Consider the following 18,008-nt stretch of genomic DNA (forward strand, 5'->3'; position numbering starts at 1 on the left):
TCCGTAATAATTGACCTTAAAATTAAATTAAAAGGGCTTTGAATTAATGAATACCTAAAATGCGGGCGGCAACTGCCAGCTGCTTATCACTTAACTGACGCTGGTGGGTTAAAGAAGACTTAAGGCTTTCCAGAAAATTATTACTACTGGATTGTTGGGTGATTGCATCAACCATTTTTTGATGAGACCTGCACCATGCTGTGAACGCAGAACTGTGGGCGCTTTCAGTCCTTAAACGCTCGTCTTGCAGGGATGCTGACACTTTGCGGGCAGCTTGCGCATTAATGCGGTACAGCGCATTCAGCGTGTAAGCAGTACGGGTCGTTTCGAGGCTGTAACCCGTGGCTTTACAAGCCATACAGCGACTTCTATAAAAATGCTTACGCTCTCCCCGCCCATTGCATTTATCGCAAACAATACGAAAAGTATATTCCGCAGTACCTTTTACAGAATCAACACAGCGGATTTTTGCGCTGGAGATTTCAATTCCACTGCGATCATAATATTTGGTCATAATGTGATTCCTCCGGTTAGTTCTGGAGTAATCATGACAGAATGAATCTACTGGCTAATAACCTGAGAGTAAATATTTTAAAAAAACATTGAGAGAGGGTCTGCAAATTTATACACGAAGGATTCAAATATAATTTGTTTAAAAAATTAAGAGCATTCTGAAGTAAAATTGCATCAAAAAGCATTCATGGATAAATCATGTACTGGTGCCAGCGATTTAAACGAGGACATTGTTCCGGTGTAATTACACGGTTTAGCATCATAGATTATAACCAAAAGGAAGGAGTCCTTCCCGTCTCGGGAATATTACTTTCCCGTTTGCAGTTTAAGAGACACTTAATGAGAAAGTAATAATTAAGTCATGCTCAACTCTACATTTTACATTGAGGATGGCGTAACAGGGTACGGCATACTACCGTACCCTTGTGTAGGGTTTATGTTTGAGGGAATTCTATAGCAAATGTGGCCGTGCCAGATTGACCACTTACAGCGGGAGTAACGGGATATGTGCGCTCTTCACCATTACCAAGATCCAGTGACAGCGATTTAGTTTCACCAGGCTGGACCGTAACTCCGGCAACCGTAACGCCGAACTGGGCGTTTTTCTGAACAGTCAGGGTTCCGTTTAACTGTCCGGTAATGATAGAACCGTCCTGACGACGCAACACACTGGTTCGGATGATGGCCAGCGGCGTGTTGTCCGTTGCTTTCAGTGCTACGGCTGTGGCCAGCGTCTTGAGATTATCCAGCATAATCAGGTTAGCTGGCTGGTAGGTAAAATTAAGCGTTTTAGTGGTCCGGTTACCTGATTCGTCAATAGCCAGAGCCTCCAGATGATACATCTGTCCCGATTCGTCAGTATTGGGGAAGATTCTGGGGTATTCAGGAATAAAGACATCCTTGGATAGCGGCGTGAATGCAAGGGTGACCTTTTCAGAGTTAGGTCCACCAGCGAGCTGAAGCGATATCAGGGAAGCATCCCCAGAGGCATCAGTAACGCTTATGCGTAGGTTCTCAAGCCCTTTAACCAGTTTTCCTTCTGCGTCTGCGCCATTAAAGCTGAACGCAATAACCGGAAGCGTTGAGTCAATTTTCAGCGGTGCATTAAGCGTTTTGGTTCCTGTGTTTCCAACAAGATCCGTGGCAGACACGCTAACAACCGTATAATCCCCGTCCGGTAGACCAGCGTATGAGAAAGTGGCGTTTTTGGTTTTATAATCGCTTTCACTGACAGTCACAGGCTTCAGGGTGAAAGTTTCCCCCCGGGCATTTTTAAGGGTGGCTTCGAAAACTTTGGTATCCCAGTAGCTGATGTTCCAGGCGTTGACGCGATCATTATCGGTGGCCGTCATAGTGATTGTCTTGGAGGCCTTGTTTACCTGAGCGACATTAACCACCGGTGGGTTGTTATCCCAGATAACCGTAAAATTACCAGCAAGCGCATCGAATATGCTGTCACCATCTTTTCCCGAGTAAAGATGCAGATACTCAAATCCTTTGTCACTGGTGTAGTTGAAGTTAACCGTCATCTCGCATGAACTTTGTCCGACAGGAATAGTGCAGAACCAGGCTGCATTTTTTACCGTTCTGAACTTTTGCACGTATGGTCGGGGTTCTGCGGTTACCTTTATGCGGCTAATGGTGGCGGTTTTAACGCTGATTGAGGCCTGAGTTAACCACTCACTGGTATCACTCCGGTACATCTCTTTAGCCACTATCTTCGGGGCTATTTCCATCGCCGGGGCTGGAGTGAAGTTGAGGGAGTTATGATGAATTCGTCTTACTCCTCCCGCCAGAGTCTGAAATTCATGATAAGTATCCCCCACATTTGGATATATGTATTTGAAAGTATAGATATTATAAGTGCTATCGGACGTCTGGAAATTCGAGTCCGCCCAGCCATATTTGGAACCGTTAACAGCAGTAAAGTCACTTTTCTTCCTTAATACCCGTACGGAAATAGGGTTCTGGAAGACGGTCATGCCAGACTGATAGGAGACCCATGATCCGGTAGTGGCGTCCTGCACCTGGATGATATCGTCAGGCTTAACCCGATCAATTACGCTTCGGCGGCTTAGTTCGCTCCTGTTTCCCGCTTTGTCATAAAGGTAGATCCCCACTTTATATTCAGAGCGGTTTTCCGGTGCCAGGGCATTGCTGCTTGCGTCGGCGACTTGAACGGTTACGCTACCTTCCACTGTATTAATTTCCGCTGGCTTTTTACGCTCCACTCCAGCGGCATCGGTTATGAAATATTCAGCATTAGCAAGCCCGGAACCTTTATCACTCAGTCCATTAAAGACCAGTGCCTGGACGCTGGCGTACTGCATACCGGCTGGTACTGAAGTGAAGATCGCTTCGCTGCCAAAGTTCCACCCATTTCTCGTATAACTTATGGTACCCGTTGCCGGAGGCGTTCGGTCAATTGCAAGCGGGTAATCCTGCCGGGAGACCTCCTTCCCTTGCAAGTCGGTAATCACCTCTCTGAGGGTGAAGCTATCTTCTCCCATCGCTGGTACGGTCAGAGTCTTGCCGTAATAATCAAAGCCTGTCGAAGATGTGGTACGGTCATCAACGGTAACCAGGCTGCTTTTCGTGCTCCAGATGAGGCTCCCGTCACTTTTCAGCAGACTGAGCGTAATATAACGGTCCAGACCGGAAATAACGGCAACGTCAAAGCTCGTTACCGGATTAATCCATACGGATGCAGGCGATACGGTCTTTTTAACGTTCAGGGTATCTTTAAAGCTGAATTCTGCGATTTCAGCGGAAGCTCCTGCGCTGAAACCTGCAAATGCAATAAGCAGGGCTAGTTTGATTTTCATGGGTTGTCTCCTGATCAGGTTCCCCATGATACTTTTTCAGTGTTCGTGATCTTTTCGGGAAAATAGCTATTTTTGATGTTTTTCTTTTCTGCCCGGCGGGACTTTTTTTGTTTACGTGAATGCAACAAAACCAGAAAAGTTACTTTTTGATAGGGTAAAATTAGGTTTCCCTAATTTCCAGAAGCAAGCGAAAGCAGAACTAGCTTAATAGCCATTAAGAACGCCATACCTATTGATAAATAACGCTCCTTACATTTAATGATTTGAGCATTTAAAAATGAATTAGCGAAAGAATTTTGGTTTGCTTTTTATTGCATGAGTAAAACAGTATTAATAATCCGGAGCCATTAGAACGTACTCTAAAGACTCCGGTATACAGATATCTTGCCAGTAAAAATGGCCTTACTCCTCATCATCCCCCAGCGCTTTTTTGATGGCGCGGCGGCGGGCTGCATCACCTACACGATATCCGACTGAATATACGTCATTCAACCGGCGCAGAATAAGATTTATTTCCTCATCCTGAATGTAGGCAGGTAAACACAGAACCACGTCGCCATCTTCATCATAGACTCGAACAACTTCCTTCTGCCCATCTCGCTCGCGAATAATCTGGACATGCTGAACCCTGGTGTATTCTGGGTTTACGCTCATTTTAAGTATCTCTCTGTAATTGTTGTTACCAGTTAGCTATAAGCCGGATAATTCTGGTATTCAGTGTTCTGCACAGCAATCGCCTGCTCGTGGATCATTGACACTGCCAGGCGGGCTTTAACTCGCTTGCTGGTGAGAAAACGCTTCACTTCTTTAAGTTCGCTGCCAGCCGACAGCATATTGAAGACATGCTGTTTGAGACTGTTGTTATTTTTGGCCACTTGTTTCTCCATCATCTTTGTACATGGTTATTTCAGGCTGGCCTGCCAGATCACACACGTTATCCATATGCTTTTGGACCCAGTCTGTTAGACCCAGACCTTCGGCCTTTGCCTGATTGACGTAACGCAGTTTACGTTCAGGGGTAACCCGCATCTGTAGTTGTGCCGTCGCTGGAACCGCCTCTTTCAGGGCGTTAAGGCCCCTCTGATCACGGGCCTGAATTGATGGTTTACCGCTAGGCATCTGATGTATCGCTCTCCCGGCGAGCGGTGGACAGCTCTATTTCTTTTGCGATAGCTTTATCTATGGCATCCAGCTGCATGGCAAACTTGATTTCAAGCGAACAGCGTAATGCCTTCAGGGCGCGTTCTTTGGTGCTGTATTGTGGTATGCCGTTCTGGCTACCATTCATGCCTCGCATGCGGCGGGAGGTTGCATCGACAACCTCTCCCTCTTCCCGTGTGCCGTGAACCGTAGTTCCGCTCCATGTCGGATAAACAGTGCCAGTGGCGGTGTTGAAGCTCCAGCCGTTTTGGTATTCCCCCGAGACCTCTGGTACGGGCATATCGCGTTCAACGCCATAGTCAGACCAGCGTAAAGCGCGGTTTATTCTGGCCTGTGCCACCAGCTCATCATACGCGGCTTGTTCTTTTTTATTCATCGCCATTTAGGGCAATCTCCTTAGAGGGGAATTAGGTGTTATATCGGTACGTAAGTGCTTTTCAGGCCTAATCTCTGACAAGGCCTGATGTGCCAGACTGCCGTTGCATTCACCGTTTTATGGCGGTTGACAGAGCCTCATTAAGAGCCGCAATTAGCTCAGGCGAAGTCGGCTCCAGATTTTTGGAAGCGTTCAGCAGCTCCTGAAGTGAAGAGATTTCCTTTGGCTCCACCTGGTTTGTTTCAGGTGCCGTTTTTTGCACTTCATCCAGTGTACGCTGTGCACCGTTATCCAGCACCAGCACCCCCCCGGCACGAATTTCTGAAATGGTGCGCAACGTATACATCAATTTATCCCAGACACGGCTACCAACCTCGAACCCGGAATCAGCTACTTTTTCTTCATTATGCTTTTGAAAAATTTCTTCTAACCAAGTGGTGAAGCGCTTTCCAAAAGTATTGGCGGCTAAAGAAGTGCAGGAATAAACCTGTTCGACCTGTTTTGTTCCATTTTTATCAGTGAATGTAATGAGACCGATTCGGCCACTGTTAACAGTGTAAAAGCGAGGTTGAAAGCCAGCTTTGAGAAGGTTTTCAATAGCTGAAAAAAAATCTTTTTTGAGCATCGGTTTCAAAATGGTTTTCCTTTTATGCCCGGTGCCGCCGGGGCGGTGGCGTTAAATATACGCCATGTAAGTAAATTAATTTATACCCATTTGATTGTCAATACAAACAAAAAAACAAACCATGTTTATTATTTTATCAACGATGCTATTTTAAAGTCCGTCTAAAATAAAAAACCAAAAAGTTAAATTTGAAGCCGTCCTTCCTAAATTCATTTCTTGCGCATATTAGCACCCTGCTTTAAGTAAATAATTTTTGAAAAAGTTGTCTGGAGGTTATTAGCTCGTGCATCTGGATTGGTAATATAAAGCCAACACAGAAAAGGAAAACAAAATGTATAAATTAGTATCTCCTCGTGAACTGACTGAGATTATTACCGGTTTACTGCTTAAACCTGAACTCCTTGGTGAGCTGGACTCACCAGAAAAGCATCGGATGTTTATGGCAGATTTAGGCCGCGTGGTGGCCGAACATTGTGGAGGTCTGGTAAACAGCGTCGTCTTGCCAGGAACAGAAGTTACAGTGTCGGATGGGTTACCGCTTAATGGCCAGCCGGTACGTTATCTCGGAATCAAAGAGAACATCCCTCACCTCCTTGTAGAGCCTGATGCTTCCTTACCTTCGCTCGCTAAAAACGTCTGGATGTATGCAGATCCTGAAGGCTGGAAAGAACATTTTGGAGCTGAGGAAGACTGCCTTACTCCTGAAATGATGCAGCTGTTCCGTAAAGGTATCCAGGCTCTTCAGAAAGAGCATGACACCCCTGAAATTAGCCTCACACTTCAGGACTGGCGCCTGGAGGAGGAAACACTGCCAGAAGAGGACAGTCAGGCCTATCAGGTCAGCGTTACCGGCCAACATAACATCCACTGTGAAGTTGTTAACAAGGAAGGTAACCCCTGTTTTGGTGTCATGTTCGAAATCGATCAGGGTGTGCCTGCCTTACACATCAACACCGGCGGGGATATGTTGCTCCACATTCATTGCGCCCATAACGGACTCGTTCTGACCCCTGATGCAAGCGGTCAGCGATTTGATAAGGCTCCCGTTGACCGCTTCTCTTATAACAGCCCATCCCTGCTGTTGTCTGCCGACTAACCAAGGCCAAATCTGAATTGTCCCGTTTAAGTAACCAACCCGCTGCCGCCAGGCGGGTAAATCCTCTTAATGGAGTTTTAATGCAAATCTCAACTGAAGTTCTGAACGTCTTATCTCGCTGCCGTGCTGAAGGGAACTTTCTTTTCCTGGCCGACCAGCTCGACCGCAGCATTTATGTTAAGACAAACAAAGTGCTCGAAGCCGCCGGTGGCAAATGGAACCGAAAAGAGCAGGCACATATTTTTACGGCGGATGCAGCTGAGCGTATCGAGCAAATCATTCTGACAGGTTCGGTTGACATCCCACGAGATCTGTTCAATTTCTTCCCTACACCTGAGAATTTAGTCACAGATATGGTTCTACGCGCTGAACCAGCTGCCGGGGAGCGTGTACTGGAGCCAGAGTTTGGTGATGGCCGCATTCTGAAAGCCTTAAAACTGGCGGCTCCGGATGCATTGATTACCGGGATCGAATTGAACGATGAGCGATTCCTTGCAGTGAAGAACGATAGTGTCCTTAGCACAGGAGTCGAGCTGGTGCATACCGACTTTCTTGGGTACCAGCCCGATGAAACTTTTGATGTTATCGTTATGAATCCACCATTCCTTAAACGCTCTGACGTTAAACATGTCATGCATGCCATCGCAATGCTCGCTAAGCGAGGTCGCTTACAGGCCATTCTGTCAGCTGGGGTATTGTTCCGGGAAGACACACTGACAAAAGCGCTCAGGGAGCGAGTCAAACAACTTGGCGGACAAATTTCGCCTCTTCCGGATGATACATTTAGGGAGTCCGGAACAAAGGTCAAAACAGCCCGCCTTGAAATTGATCTTCGCCGCTAACTGACAAGCAACCGGAAAGAAATCTTAATACGAGTAGCCGGTTAAAGTTACCTGACCGGCTTAACTGACTAAATCAATAAAGAGTGAACAGAAATGACGCATACTGCCGTTTCTCAGGCTAATAGTGCTTTGCAGCTACCCACGGTGGAGCATGTCTACGCTCTTCTGAAAGCAAATTGTAAACCTGACCGCTTTGACGGGCGTGACGGACCCGTGTGGGGCCAGGAATACTCGTGGAATCTGGCAAAAGATCGCTTACAGGATCTGGAGAAATACGGTAAGGCATATGTCTCCCGTCATGAAGACCGTATGGGGGAAGGATTTAGTTTTGGTCCTGACCTGTTAATTATTCGCTAACGCTCCTAATGCCTGATGATATGGTAAGCACAACTGGAAAAATATGTTTTCAAAGCCTATGACCACTTTCACACCAGAACGTATTGAACAAATTTTGGAATTTGCCGAGGGTAGTAACCCAAGCGAAGCAATGAGTCTCAGAGCTGACGAAGTTGCTGTACTGGCACGTATTGGAAAGGCAGTTATGTCGATTGCGCCTGTTTATCAGTGCGAGTTTTGCCACCATGACGCAACCGGGCAACTTCAGTGGCACTGGGAAGATGTGAACAAAGCTTTTTATGATAAATACGATCCAGACAGACGCGGAAGACGTCGAATCCTCTATACCGCCCCGCCGATGCCTTTAGTTTCGGCTGACCTGCTTAACATGGCTTCATCTGCTATTGAAGACTTGCTCACTAACAAAGACAGAAGTGGTGCGGGAATGTGGAATGACATTCCAGAACAGCTACGACGCGCAGCTAATGCGATATGTGGATGCCGATAGTTTCAGGCTAATGTTATAAGTTTTGCAATCGTTGCCAGTTTGGACACCACAGAAATGTCAGATGTAATTCCAAAAAGAAAGATTTCCGTCCTGAACGCACAATAAGGTTTGTCGAAAGGCAAATTATAGATTTGTAATTTCGAGCACCATATGGAGAAGTTTTTTATACTTTTACGAACATAGTGACCTTTAGGAAAAGCTTAAAATAACACCAAACCTAAAGGGGAATAAGAATGAAACATCTCGCTTTTATTACTGCTGTAGCCGGACTCGGTATGTCTGTTCAGGCCCCAGCTCAGATATATGAATCGGCCTTTAAAGACACGAACGGTATTGAGATCCACGCCCCGTCTTCTCGTCTTATGCTTAATCCGGCATCACCGGTAACTTTGACACTTATTTCAGGTCTTGATCGTTTCGTTAATGTCAAAGTCACGAAAGACACTGGAACTGTCATTCTTAATACTACGACTACACGGACGGGTGTATCAGACCGACTAACAGCTGCTGACGGTAGTGAGTTCTACGGCAAAAAAGTAACTTTGCCTGCTTTGGGTGAAGGCAAATTTGTCGTTCAGATAAACGTGTTAGATCTCAATCAGAAGCCTGTAGCGACCTATAACTATAACTGGCTAATTGATGTCACCCCTCCAGCGGCAAATGCTCTTACCGCTAATACTGGTTCTGGCTCTACCGCTGGTGACGTGTGGAAGCTTGGATTAGAGGCAACGGGGCAGTATGACTTCACCTCTTCGGGCGTAAGTGATGCAAATGGTATTGATAAGGGCCTAATATATATTTACAGGCAGGACGGTAGCCTCTACAGCACTACACAGATGCAGTATGACGTATCCGGCCAAAAGATGTACCACACTTACTCTAAGAATTCAGTTAAGGGAACCGGAATACCAGACAGCAACCTGGATGAAGACTTTACTGCAAAAGTTGTTATCTTCGATAACGCAGGTAATAGCCGAACGCTGCCAACTCAAAAATTTCGCTACGACAACACGCTGGGTGAGATGACACTGTGGGCCGTTCATGATCCAAATACGTCTTCCAGCGTCGTACCCGGGGTTTCTAATTATCCGGCTTACAAAGCCGGTATGGTCGTTAACGAAAACCCTATTCGATTAGTCTACCGGATCCCAAAATCTAACTACCGTGCTTATTCAGAAGGTGGGCTTCAGTTCATCAATCAATATTCCGCCCCCAAAGAGATAGCTGTAGACAGCACTTATGCTTATGTTGAAATGACTCTTCCCTATGGCTCAATTAATGGGGATATGGCTCGTATGGCGAACTTTGGCCAGTGGGGAGGGTATTATCCGTCATACAGCCTCGTTCTAAACCCATCTGCAAACCAAACGCCTGCATTTGCGGGTACCTGGGTAGATTTCCTCGATGATAAGGGGAACTGGGTTAAGTGGAAGGATTTTGAGAGTGTGGCTTCATCACGACTGCCAATTAAAATTTCCCGACTTCGTTTTAACGTTGAAGCCCGGCCCTTTGCACAAGAGATCGGCGGTAAGGCGACCTGCACCATTCCGGCAGGAAAAACCTCGTGTGAAGCGCCTGAGACGTTTGATATGGCCTTGGGTACCCAGGGCTACAATAGGATCCTTTACTTCGTTCGCAGCATCAGCAATCCCATTTTGCGGTCTGAGCAATGGATTATGACACGCTGGAACAATAAACAACTGCCGGTAATAAACTCGATATCATATGACGAGACTAACAAGCAGCTGGATGTACTGGCGTCACTTGAAGGCGATGGTAACTGGTTCGACTCGGTCTCATTGAGGGAATTTTATCTTTCCGATAAGAACACCGGTACCCGGATGTCACCCACAGGCGTAATCAAATCTCGTATCTCAGGTAACTACACGATTGCTTATGATTTATCCCGTCAGTCTGAAGGAAAATACAACGTTGAGGTCAACATCAGGGACTTCTTCCAGAACCAGACCAATAAAACTTTCGGAGAAATTGCTCTGGATAACACTCCTCCGACAGTGGCCATAACATTCGACGGAAAGCCGGTAAAAGACGATACGGTAGTGTACGGCCTGGAGAACCTCAGGATCGCTCTGGCAGATAATCTGACAACCCCGAGGATAACCCGTCTTCAGCTCGTAGGTGGCCCCACAGCTGATAACGTTGAGCTTACGTGGTCACCGGCAGGCAAAGATACATACATGCCTGAGTATCCGAGGCTGTTCCCAAATTTCGAACCATCTGAAAATTATTCAATTAGCGTAACAGTTGCCGATAGTCAGTCGAATACCAAAACCTATACTCAGAAGTTCAGTTATCTACCGAATAACCTTGTGCAGTTACATAATCTACGCACATTATCGGTCAGTTCGCCTCTCAAAACGACAGATGGCGTACCCCTTGCGTACCTGTCCACTAACGTTCTGCGTAAGACAAATGGAGAAATTGCTAAAGGGGTCCAGAACGCAACGCTGACTGTGCGGAAGGATGCAGCCTTCGGTATTAAATTTAACGGGGCACAGGCGGCTCCAGGTGAGTCAGTTGAGGTGCAAATAGATATGGGCCAGGGGGATAATCTTCTGTTACCCGTTTATCCTTCCGAAAATGGGAAAGTTGGCACCTCAGAATTCATGATTCAGATCGACGAGTTGAAGTAACTACCCGGAGCCGACAGTAAAACTGACGGCTTCAATTTTACTGCCCTCCTTGACTCCGATCAGCCAGTACGTCTTCAGAGATTCGCAAGGAAGAACCGAAAGAAAAGTTACTTTAATCGTACGTTTCCAGCGATGCTTTTAAAAGACAATGCACACTCGTTGATTACGACAATGGGAGTGAGTGTCGAAACCCTTGAGTAAGGATACCCGGTAAATATACAGCCCCGGGGATCCTCTTCCTTCAACCGGGGATGACAACGGTAGTGAGTCCGGCAACTCACTCCCGTTGTCACTTCTCTGACATATCGTCATACGAGCTTACTCAAGTGCATCCACAAAGATGGGATCGTTTTGAATCTAAACTGGTACTGGTTAGCCAGTCACTTGCATCTATTCCCCCGTCGATACTTAAGTGACAATTGTAGTGATCTGCAATACTGGTGTCTCAGAAACACTGACGACGGTAGAGACTCAATACCCTAACCCCTGACAACAGGAGTGAGCTTAGAGGTGTTACGCTGCTGTCACTTAATGCTTGGGAATTGCCTGACTCACAACCATTGTCATCCGGAGCTACTGATTAACGTTGAACCGCTGGACTTTAATGACAGTGGTAGTGATGGATAGGCTCATTTCCATTGTCGTCATTTTATCGGACAAGCCTCTTCGTCCTACAGGTTTAAGCTGACAATGGTAGTGATTGGATGATCTCACTACTGTTGTCACTCAGTTCTTTGAGCGGACCCTTCCCTCGGTTGGTCGGCATTAACAACGGTAGTGACTCGATTGGCTCACTGCCATTGTCATCGTGTAAATGACGTACCTTATCAGCTCAGCTGAAAGCAATGACAACGGAAGTGACTCTAATTGCTCACTGCCATTGTCGTCGTGTCTATTGAGAGCCTTATCAGTGCACCTGAAAAGCAATGACAACGGTAGTGATTCTAATGGCTCACTACCGTTGTCACCGTGTGTATTGAGAGGATGGTCCACTTAACTGGACGTCTATGACAATGGTAGTGACTTTAATAGCTCACTACCATTGTCGGCGTGTGAATTGAGAGGATGATCAGCTCAGCTGTACGGCCATGACAATAGTAATGACTTAATGAGCTCACTACCGTTGTCACCCTGTTAATTAAGAGGCTCATCTGCTCTTCTGGAAGGCTATGACAACGGAAGTGACTTGCTGGGCTCAGTGCCATTGTCGCCGTATGAATTGAGAGGATCATCCGCTCTTCTGGATGGCAATGACAACGGTAATGACTTAATAGGCTCACTACCGTTGTCATCCTGTAAGTTAAGAGGTTGATCTGCTCAACGGGACGACTATGACAACGGTAGTGACTTGCTGGGCTCACTACCATTGTCACCCTGTGAATTGAGAGGTAGATCCGCTTAACCAGACGTCCATGACAACGGTAGTGACTTTCTGGGCTCAATACCGTTGTCACCCTGTGATTTAAGAGGTTGACCCGCTCTACTGGACGGCCATGACAACGGTAGTCACTTTCTGGGCTCACTACCGTTGTCGCCACATAGAATGAGAGGAGCATCAGCTCAGCTGAACGGCAATGACTACAGTAATGAGCTGGATGAAGCATAACCATTGACATCTGGCCCAACCGGAAGCCGTATTCGCCAATCCAATCGAGATTCACAATGGCCGTGACTCGCCGCATTAAGTTCCGGTGTCCTCCCAAAGCTGAACGCACACTCGGAGGACAATGACAATGCCAGTAAGGTACACATCATTACCATTGTCACTATAGCTACCAGAGAAGCCGGGATTTGAATGTCGATGGTAGTGAGTGGGTCAACTCACTGCCATTGTCACCCCGTTACGATATTTTCCGTTGGATGTACTGGCCAATGAAGTAAAGCGTAGAAACCGGGTGTTAACAGGTGACTCAGGAGAAAGCGTTGAATTCGCAATCTCGATCTACATAGGGTGGTAGAGAACAATGACAACGGTAATGACTTTTGACTCATTACCGTTGACGTGAAAGAGCGGGCTGGGACTAACGAAAATCGAAGAAGTAATTTAGCACCCGGAGCCTGAACCGCCGGGTTAACTTTAGCTGGCGTTGCTGTTCTTTTTCTGGCTTCGAAGACTACGAATATAGCGCAGTTCTTCAGCGGTTAAATCATGGACGGTAAGAACATCATCGCCGTCTATCGGGTCAGCTGGTGGGCATAACTCACCTTCTAAAACAGAAGACCCTGAGTTCTCTTCTTCATCTTCAACCACTTCTAAAGGAGGCTGAGTATTGTTCAAATTCAGATCGGGATCCCGCTTATGAATCTGGAAGTATACTTTTCCGTCTTTCTTAATTTCGGTGTACTGGAGGTATCCTATCGATGCCAACTCTTCAAGAGCCTTTCTCACGGTAGCATTCTGACTATTTGCTCGTGTTTTGAGGTTCAGACGATTTTTCAGCCGAGTAAGGGATATCGGTATAGGATTTGGCGGTAATGACTCTATGAACGTATAGAGAGCCTGGGCGCTTTCCTTCTTGGCCAACTCCTTAATTGCCTTCAGCTGCATCAAAACCTTATGATCGTATTGATAGAGCTCGAAAATCTTAGGATCAACCTGAAGGACAACCTGATCTGATTCCGGGTCTAACAGGGCAGACTGTACCAGATGCGTTGTATAGACTTTGGACGAGTTATTACTGGTGAACGACAAGGTAACGGATGCTAACCTGCGTAAGGAGGCGTCTATACGTTTTCTGGACGCTGTAGATGAGCGATAATTTTCAGGCGTACATAGCTTGAGGAATTCAGTGAATTTTAAGCTTATCGTGTCATTGTTAATCGGATGATTGGCATAGGTTCGAATGATGCCCATCCACGTCTTAAAATCTACTGACATATCAAGACGCTCACCGACAATTGAAATATTGGTGAACCCCTCGCTCTCCATTAAAGAGAGCGTCTGTAACTCTTTCGTTGCGTCAAAGCCAACCGTTTTATATTCCCGATTTTGACGCCCCACACTCTTTGGTGATGGGACGAACAGCCCGAGCCGCATCAAAGCAATAGACTGCACCGTACGGTTGCTGTTAGGACGCAAAATGATGTCTTTACCTGATTCTTTCTCTCTAACAGAGAAAGCCCTGGTGACCAGGTCCTGCTGCTCAGTATCTTTCTCTTTAGTCATAATAAGTTATCACTGAATGTGTAAACAGATTGGTGAATAGTAAGCCCCAGCGAACTCTATGTCACTGGATGGATCATTGTGATGATCCATATCTGTGCATAAGTTCTACCTAAAAAAACGACTCCACTCATTAAAACTTGGCAAAAACTCTTTGCATACAATGACCTGCAACTCTTATCAACAACGGATCAGATCAAGTTAAAAAGATCTAATGAAAAGTCACTACTATTGTCGCTCTGATCACTACTGATGTCAAAAAACTCATTACCAACGTTATAATAATCACTACCAATGTCAAAATAATCACTACTGTTGTCACTGATCACGTCTCAGGCCTTGTGCCGTCTGGCCTGGAGGCAGCGGGGATCTCTTTTGATCTATCAGGAACACTAAGGTACTAATTATTGGAACTACCTTGTGGAAAATGGGGATAAATAAATGCTTAGTTCTTATACAGGTCTCAACTTGCCTCCCTGATAAAAACTGTCGTCAAAGCTAAATCACAGCCACAGGCATTTTCGGTGGATAAATTTTTGAGAAATAGAAGCATACATGCAGACTCGTGTCGCAAGTAATTGAAAGTAATAATTTATTTAAATAATGCGAGTCACCTTACCTTACAGTGGAAGTTTAAGTCTAACCTCACTACCATTGTCACTTAAAATCATTACCAACGTCGAAATAGTCTCTACCATTGTCTTTTAAGTCACTCCCGTTGTCACTTATGTCGCTACTGTTGTCAGTGACAATGCTCCAGCCCAGTAACCATGCGGCCTACAGCGTACCGGGATCTTCTTTGTACTCTCTGGCACCTTTGGGATCATTTATTGGATCTACATGAGGGATAAAATCTTTTGACGATTTCGTAGTGCAGTTATACCAGCGACTTAGCAAGACAAAAGCTGCAATTTAGTGACGAGTTACTAGTCTGCCCAACAAGAGCAATGCAGAGAAGATATGTGGTGAAATGACCATGGTAGTGAGTCTAATCACTACCATGGTCCGCAGTAAGCGTTACTTACGCAATGAACGTCGGACTGATTTGCAACAACATGGGCTACGGCGCATCAGAAGACGGCCGTTGTGCTTCAGCAAAACAGCCCTGCTTTATTTTAATTCTTCAATGTTAATCATGAACTCAGATCTGCCTGTAAGGCCGGATACAGCAGGGAAAATAGGAAAGCTACGGCTGTCCCCGAGCCCCAAATCCAGTTGAAGCTCTTTGCTTTCACCTGGCATCGCAGAAACACCATTTACAGTCACGCCGAATGCAGCGTCCTTACGGACAGTAAGCACTGCGTCCTGAAGCCCTGTAGCGATTGAACCATCCTTTTTACGCAGCTGGCTGGCATACAGAACAGCCAGAGGAGTATTGTCAGATGTTTTGAGAGAAGCATTGACAGCTAAGGTTTTCAGATTCTCTAGCCTGACGAGATTGTTTGGAAGGTAGTTAAATTCGACTGAGCTTTCTTTAACGTTGTTCATCTCATCTTTGGCCTGAACTGTGAGAGTGTATGTTTCGCCTTCATTAAGAGACGGAAAGATCTTGGGATAATTAGGTGCATACAGGTTGTTTCCCAGATTCACCCAAGACAATTCCACCGCATCAGAAACAGGGCCACCGCGAAGAGTCATACGGCTTAAGGATGGTTTAGTTAGAGCATCGGTGAGCTGTATACGGACGTTCTCCAGCCCATATACTGTTACGTTTTTGCTGATCGGTTTTCCTTCGTAGCTAATACTTACAGATGGTGCTGTATTATCAACGACAACAGTTTGATAAGGGAGGTTACCGGTATTGTTGAATGTATCTTGGGCATTAATTACCACGTTATAACTGCCTTCTGGTACCTCTTTCATGTTGAACTCATACGTGTAGTTCCCAGACGCCATATTTCTACCTGTTTGTTTGCCGGTTACGCTTATTTCTGCGTTGTTACGGTTTTTATCTGACAACCAAACTCGATTTACATAAACATGGTCGAAATATGAACCATCTCCAGGTTGATTCACGTAAACCTGGAGAATGTTGGTGGTTTCAATGTAATCAAATCCAGTGACGGAGGGACCCAGTGTATGCCAGGCTATATTCTCCCATATAGGGGCAAAGAAGGTTGCTTCGGTGGTTGACCTTACTTCATAGCCACTATGAAGATAGCCGGTAGTGCCATTTATAATATCCTGGGGCAAAGAGACGGTACAGGTTGTTGAGCCAGCTGGAATACTGCATGTTGCTCCGCCAGTGATTTTTTGATCATATGGCCTAGCCTGTACATTGAACCGGATATTAGTAAGTTTTATAGGCATATCAGATGCCTTGAACAGGTTCCAGTTTACGCTGTTGAACCATGTTCCATCAGCCTTTTGTCGTTCTATGGGTGAACTTCCCCAAGCCGGACTCTTTACAGAGGCAGGATCCCAGTTGAGCCAGCTGGCATACTGACCAAGATCTCCTCCAGACCATTGATATGTATTCACAGGTCTATAGTAGTTTCCATCTAAGGCACCCTGTGGCAGCTTAACTTCCACGTAGACATAGGTGGCATCTTCGGAAAGGACCTGTACTCCGCCATAGTTATTGGTAATGCTCATGCCACCATTTCGATATGGCTTCCAGTTAGTTCTTGGGATACGTATAACCAACTTGTAGGGGTTTTCCAGCACTGTAAGGCCTCGTTTAAACGGGACGTATCCCGAAGAAATGCCGGGTACAACACTGGTGCTTACACGTGAGTCATGAACTGCAAATGGCGTAAATTCTCCCATTTGATCGTCATATAAAAACCGCTGGGGAGGAATGTTAAGCGTATTTCCTGCCAGGTCCGTAACGATGAAATTGAAGGTGAATTCTTCATCAAGATCACTTGAGGGCATGCCAGCCTGGGTGTTCATATCTTTAATCCACGGATAGAACGCACGTTTATTGGCTGTGTCATAACTCAGGTTATTGTCGGAGACCACAGAACCATTACTTCGTTTAATGACAAGACGGATCTTGGCAATTCCACTAGCATCCTCAATACCGTCTGCAAATATAGAAAACTGGCCACTACCGCCTCGGCCCAACTCCCAAAGTGGCCCAGAAAGTACCATGTCGTAACCTGCGTTTTGACTCGGATAAATACTCTTATAGCGTGGAGGAGTTGTATCAACGATGAAATGATAAGTAGATGTGCTCACTACAGTCTGGCGAATATCCAGAGTTTCATTGACTACAGTAAAGGTCCCTTCTCCGAGCGCCGGTAGAACCATATCCTTTCCATAGTATTCTGTTCCATCGGCAGCAACGATACGATCTGCAACGCTCGTTTTGGTCGAGACGGAGGAATACATAACCTTTTTATCGCTGTCTCGTGTGACCGTCACTCGCTCGTACCGATCAAGACCCGATATCAAGTTCAGAGTCAAAACACCAGCGGGATTAAGATATGTTTGTGTTGCAGGCTTAATATTCCGAACAGCCTTATTGGTATCTGTAAATGAGTAGCTAAATACCTGAGCATGTGCCGAAGATACAGTAGCAAGGGCAGTTGCAACCATGCAGCCAATTAGAGTTTTACGCATATGATGCTCCGGGAATAGGTTATAGCCTTATTCTACGGATTCAGCCTACAAGGTCCGGTCGGATAAAGTGATAATTTGCCTGTTAAAAGAGACATCAAGTGAGAAAGCAACCAACGTACAGAATGCAAAATGGCGGCAGTGCATCTGGATGACGCAAAAGTAACTTTTTGTACCCACTTTTTTGGATTTTAGCCTTCAAAATGAGTATTCAACCAATCATAAAAGTAACTTTTGATAGACGCTGCTCCTTTATGTTTGCCAATTGTGCTGATATGTTTTTAAATTCAAGGAAGCGAGATTTTAAAAGCATCTGTTGAGTCAAATTTATGTAAAATAACAGGG

General features: G+C 45.7%; 13 protein-coding genes. 5 read left to right on the top strand and 8 right to left on the bottom strand.

Annotated elements, in window-relative coordinates; all coding sequences use genetic code 11:
• Positions 1 to 43: 43 nt before the first annotated feature.
• From ACSIPU_RS24290 to ACSIPU_RS24315, 6 genes are all read right to left on the bottom strand, one after another.
• Positions 44 to 514, bottom strand: coding sequence for a hypothetical protein (locus tag ACSIPU_RS24290; protein WP_000170639.1), 471 nt, complete (start codon positions 512 to 514; stop codon positions 44 to 46).
• A gap of 433 nt (positions 515 to 947) precedes the next feature.
• Entirely contained in the window at positions 948 to 3,338 is a 2,391-nt protein-coding gene (locus ACSIPU_RS24295) for an Ig-like domain-containing protein (protein ID WP_000694551.1), read from the bottom strand.
• 402 nt (positions 3,339 to 3,740) lie between these two features.
• On the bottom strand, positions 3,741 to 3,992 hold the full coding sequence (locus ACSIPU_RS24300; protein WP_000115760.1) for a hypothetical protein: 252 nt from the start codon (positions 3,990 to 3,992) through the stop codon (positions 3,741 to 3,743).
• A gap of 32 nt (positions 3,993 to 4,024) precedes the next feature.
• On the bottom strand, positions 4,025 to 4,213 hold the full coding sequence (locus tag ACSIPU_RS24305) for a hypothetical protein (protein WP_001107529.1): 189 nt from the start codon (positions 4,211 to 4,213) through the stop codon (positions 4,025 to 4,027).
• Between the two features lie 236 nt (positions 4,214 to 4,449).
• Entirely contained in the window at positions 4,450 to 4,881 is a 432-nt protein-coding gene (locus ACSIPU_RS24310) for a hypothetical protein (protein WP_001251242.1), read from the bottom strand.
• Positions 4,882 to 4,984: 103 nt separating this feature from the next.
• Positions 4,985 to 5,500, bottom strand: a complete 516-nt coding sequence (locus ACSIPU_RS24315) for a hypothetical protein (RefSeq protein ID WP_012695482.1) — start codon at positions 5,498 to 5,500, stop codon at positions 4,985 to 4,987.
• A gap of 331 nt (positions 5,501 to 5,831) precedes the next feature.
• Here ACSIPU_RS24315 and ACSIPU_RS24320 point away from each other — a divergent pair, with 331 nt between their 5' ends.
• The 5 genes from ACSIPU_RS24320 (at position 5,832) to ACSIPU_RS24340 (ending at position 10,936) form a co-directional block, all read left to right on the top strand.
• On the top strand, positions 5,832 to 6,596 hold the full coding sequence (locus ACSIPU_RS24320; RefSeq protein WP_000277498.1) for a hypothetical protein: 765 nt from the start codon (positions 5,832 to 5,834) through the stop codon (positions 6,594 to 6,596).
• Positions 6,597 to 6,676: 80 nt separating this feature from the next.
• A complete protein-coding gene (locus ACSIPU_RS24325) occupies positions 6,677 to 7,438 on the top strand; it encodes a methyltransferase (protein ID WP_001447802.1) in 762 nt (253 codons plus the stop codon).
• Between the two features lie 93 nt (positions 7,439 to 7,531).
• Positions 7,532 to 7,795 carry a hypothetical protein gene (locus ACSIPU_RS24330; protein ID WP_000149862.1) on the top strand — a complete coding sequence of 88 codons (264 nt, stop codon included), beginning with the start codon at positions 7,532 to 7,534 and terminating at the stop codon, positions 7,793 to 7,795.
• A gap of 43 nt (positions 7,796 to 7,838) precedes the next feature.
• On the top strand, positions 7,839 to 8,282 hold the full coding sequence (locus tag ACSIPU_RS24335) for a hypothetical protein (protein WP_000491821.1): 444 nt from the start codon (positions 7,839 to 7,841) through the stop codon (positions 8,280 to 8,282).
• Between the two features lie 233 nt (positions 8,283 to 8,515).
• Entirely contained in the window at positions 8,516 to 10,936 is a 2,421-nt protein-coding gene (locus ACSIPU_RS24340; RefSeq protein WP_000681217.1) for an Ig-like domain-containing protein, read from the top strand.
• 2,077 nt (positions 10,937 to 13,013) lie between these two features.
• On the opposite strand, the gene repHI2 is transcribed toward ACSIPU_RS24340, so the two are convergent.
• Positions 13,014 to 14,102: an IncHI-type plasmid replication initiator protein RepHI2 gene (gene repHI2 / locus ACSIPU_RS24345; RefSeq protein ID WP_000159528.1), complete on the bottom strand. Its 1,089-nt coding sequence runs from the start codon at positions 14,100 to 14,102 to the stop codon at positions 13,014 to 13,016.
• Positions 14,103 to 15,209: 1,107 nt separating this feature from the next.
• On the bottom strand, positions 15,210 to 17,666 hold the full coding sequence (locus ACSIPU_RS24350; RefSeq protein WP_001232713.1) for an Ig-like domain-containing protein: 2,457 nt from the start codon (positions 17,664 to 17,666) through the stop codon (positions 15,210 to 15,212).
• Positions 17,667 to 18,008: the final 342 nt, after the last annotated feature.

This window comes from Klebsiella sp. HN106 (assembly GCF_051209435.1).
GTDB lineage: Bacteria > Pseudomonadota > Gammaproteobacteria > Enterobacterales > Enterobacteriaceae > Klebsiella > Klebsiella oxytoca.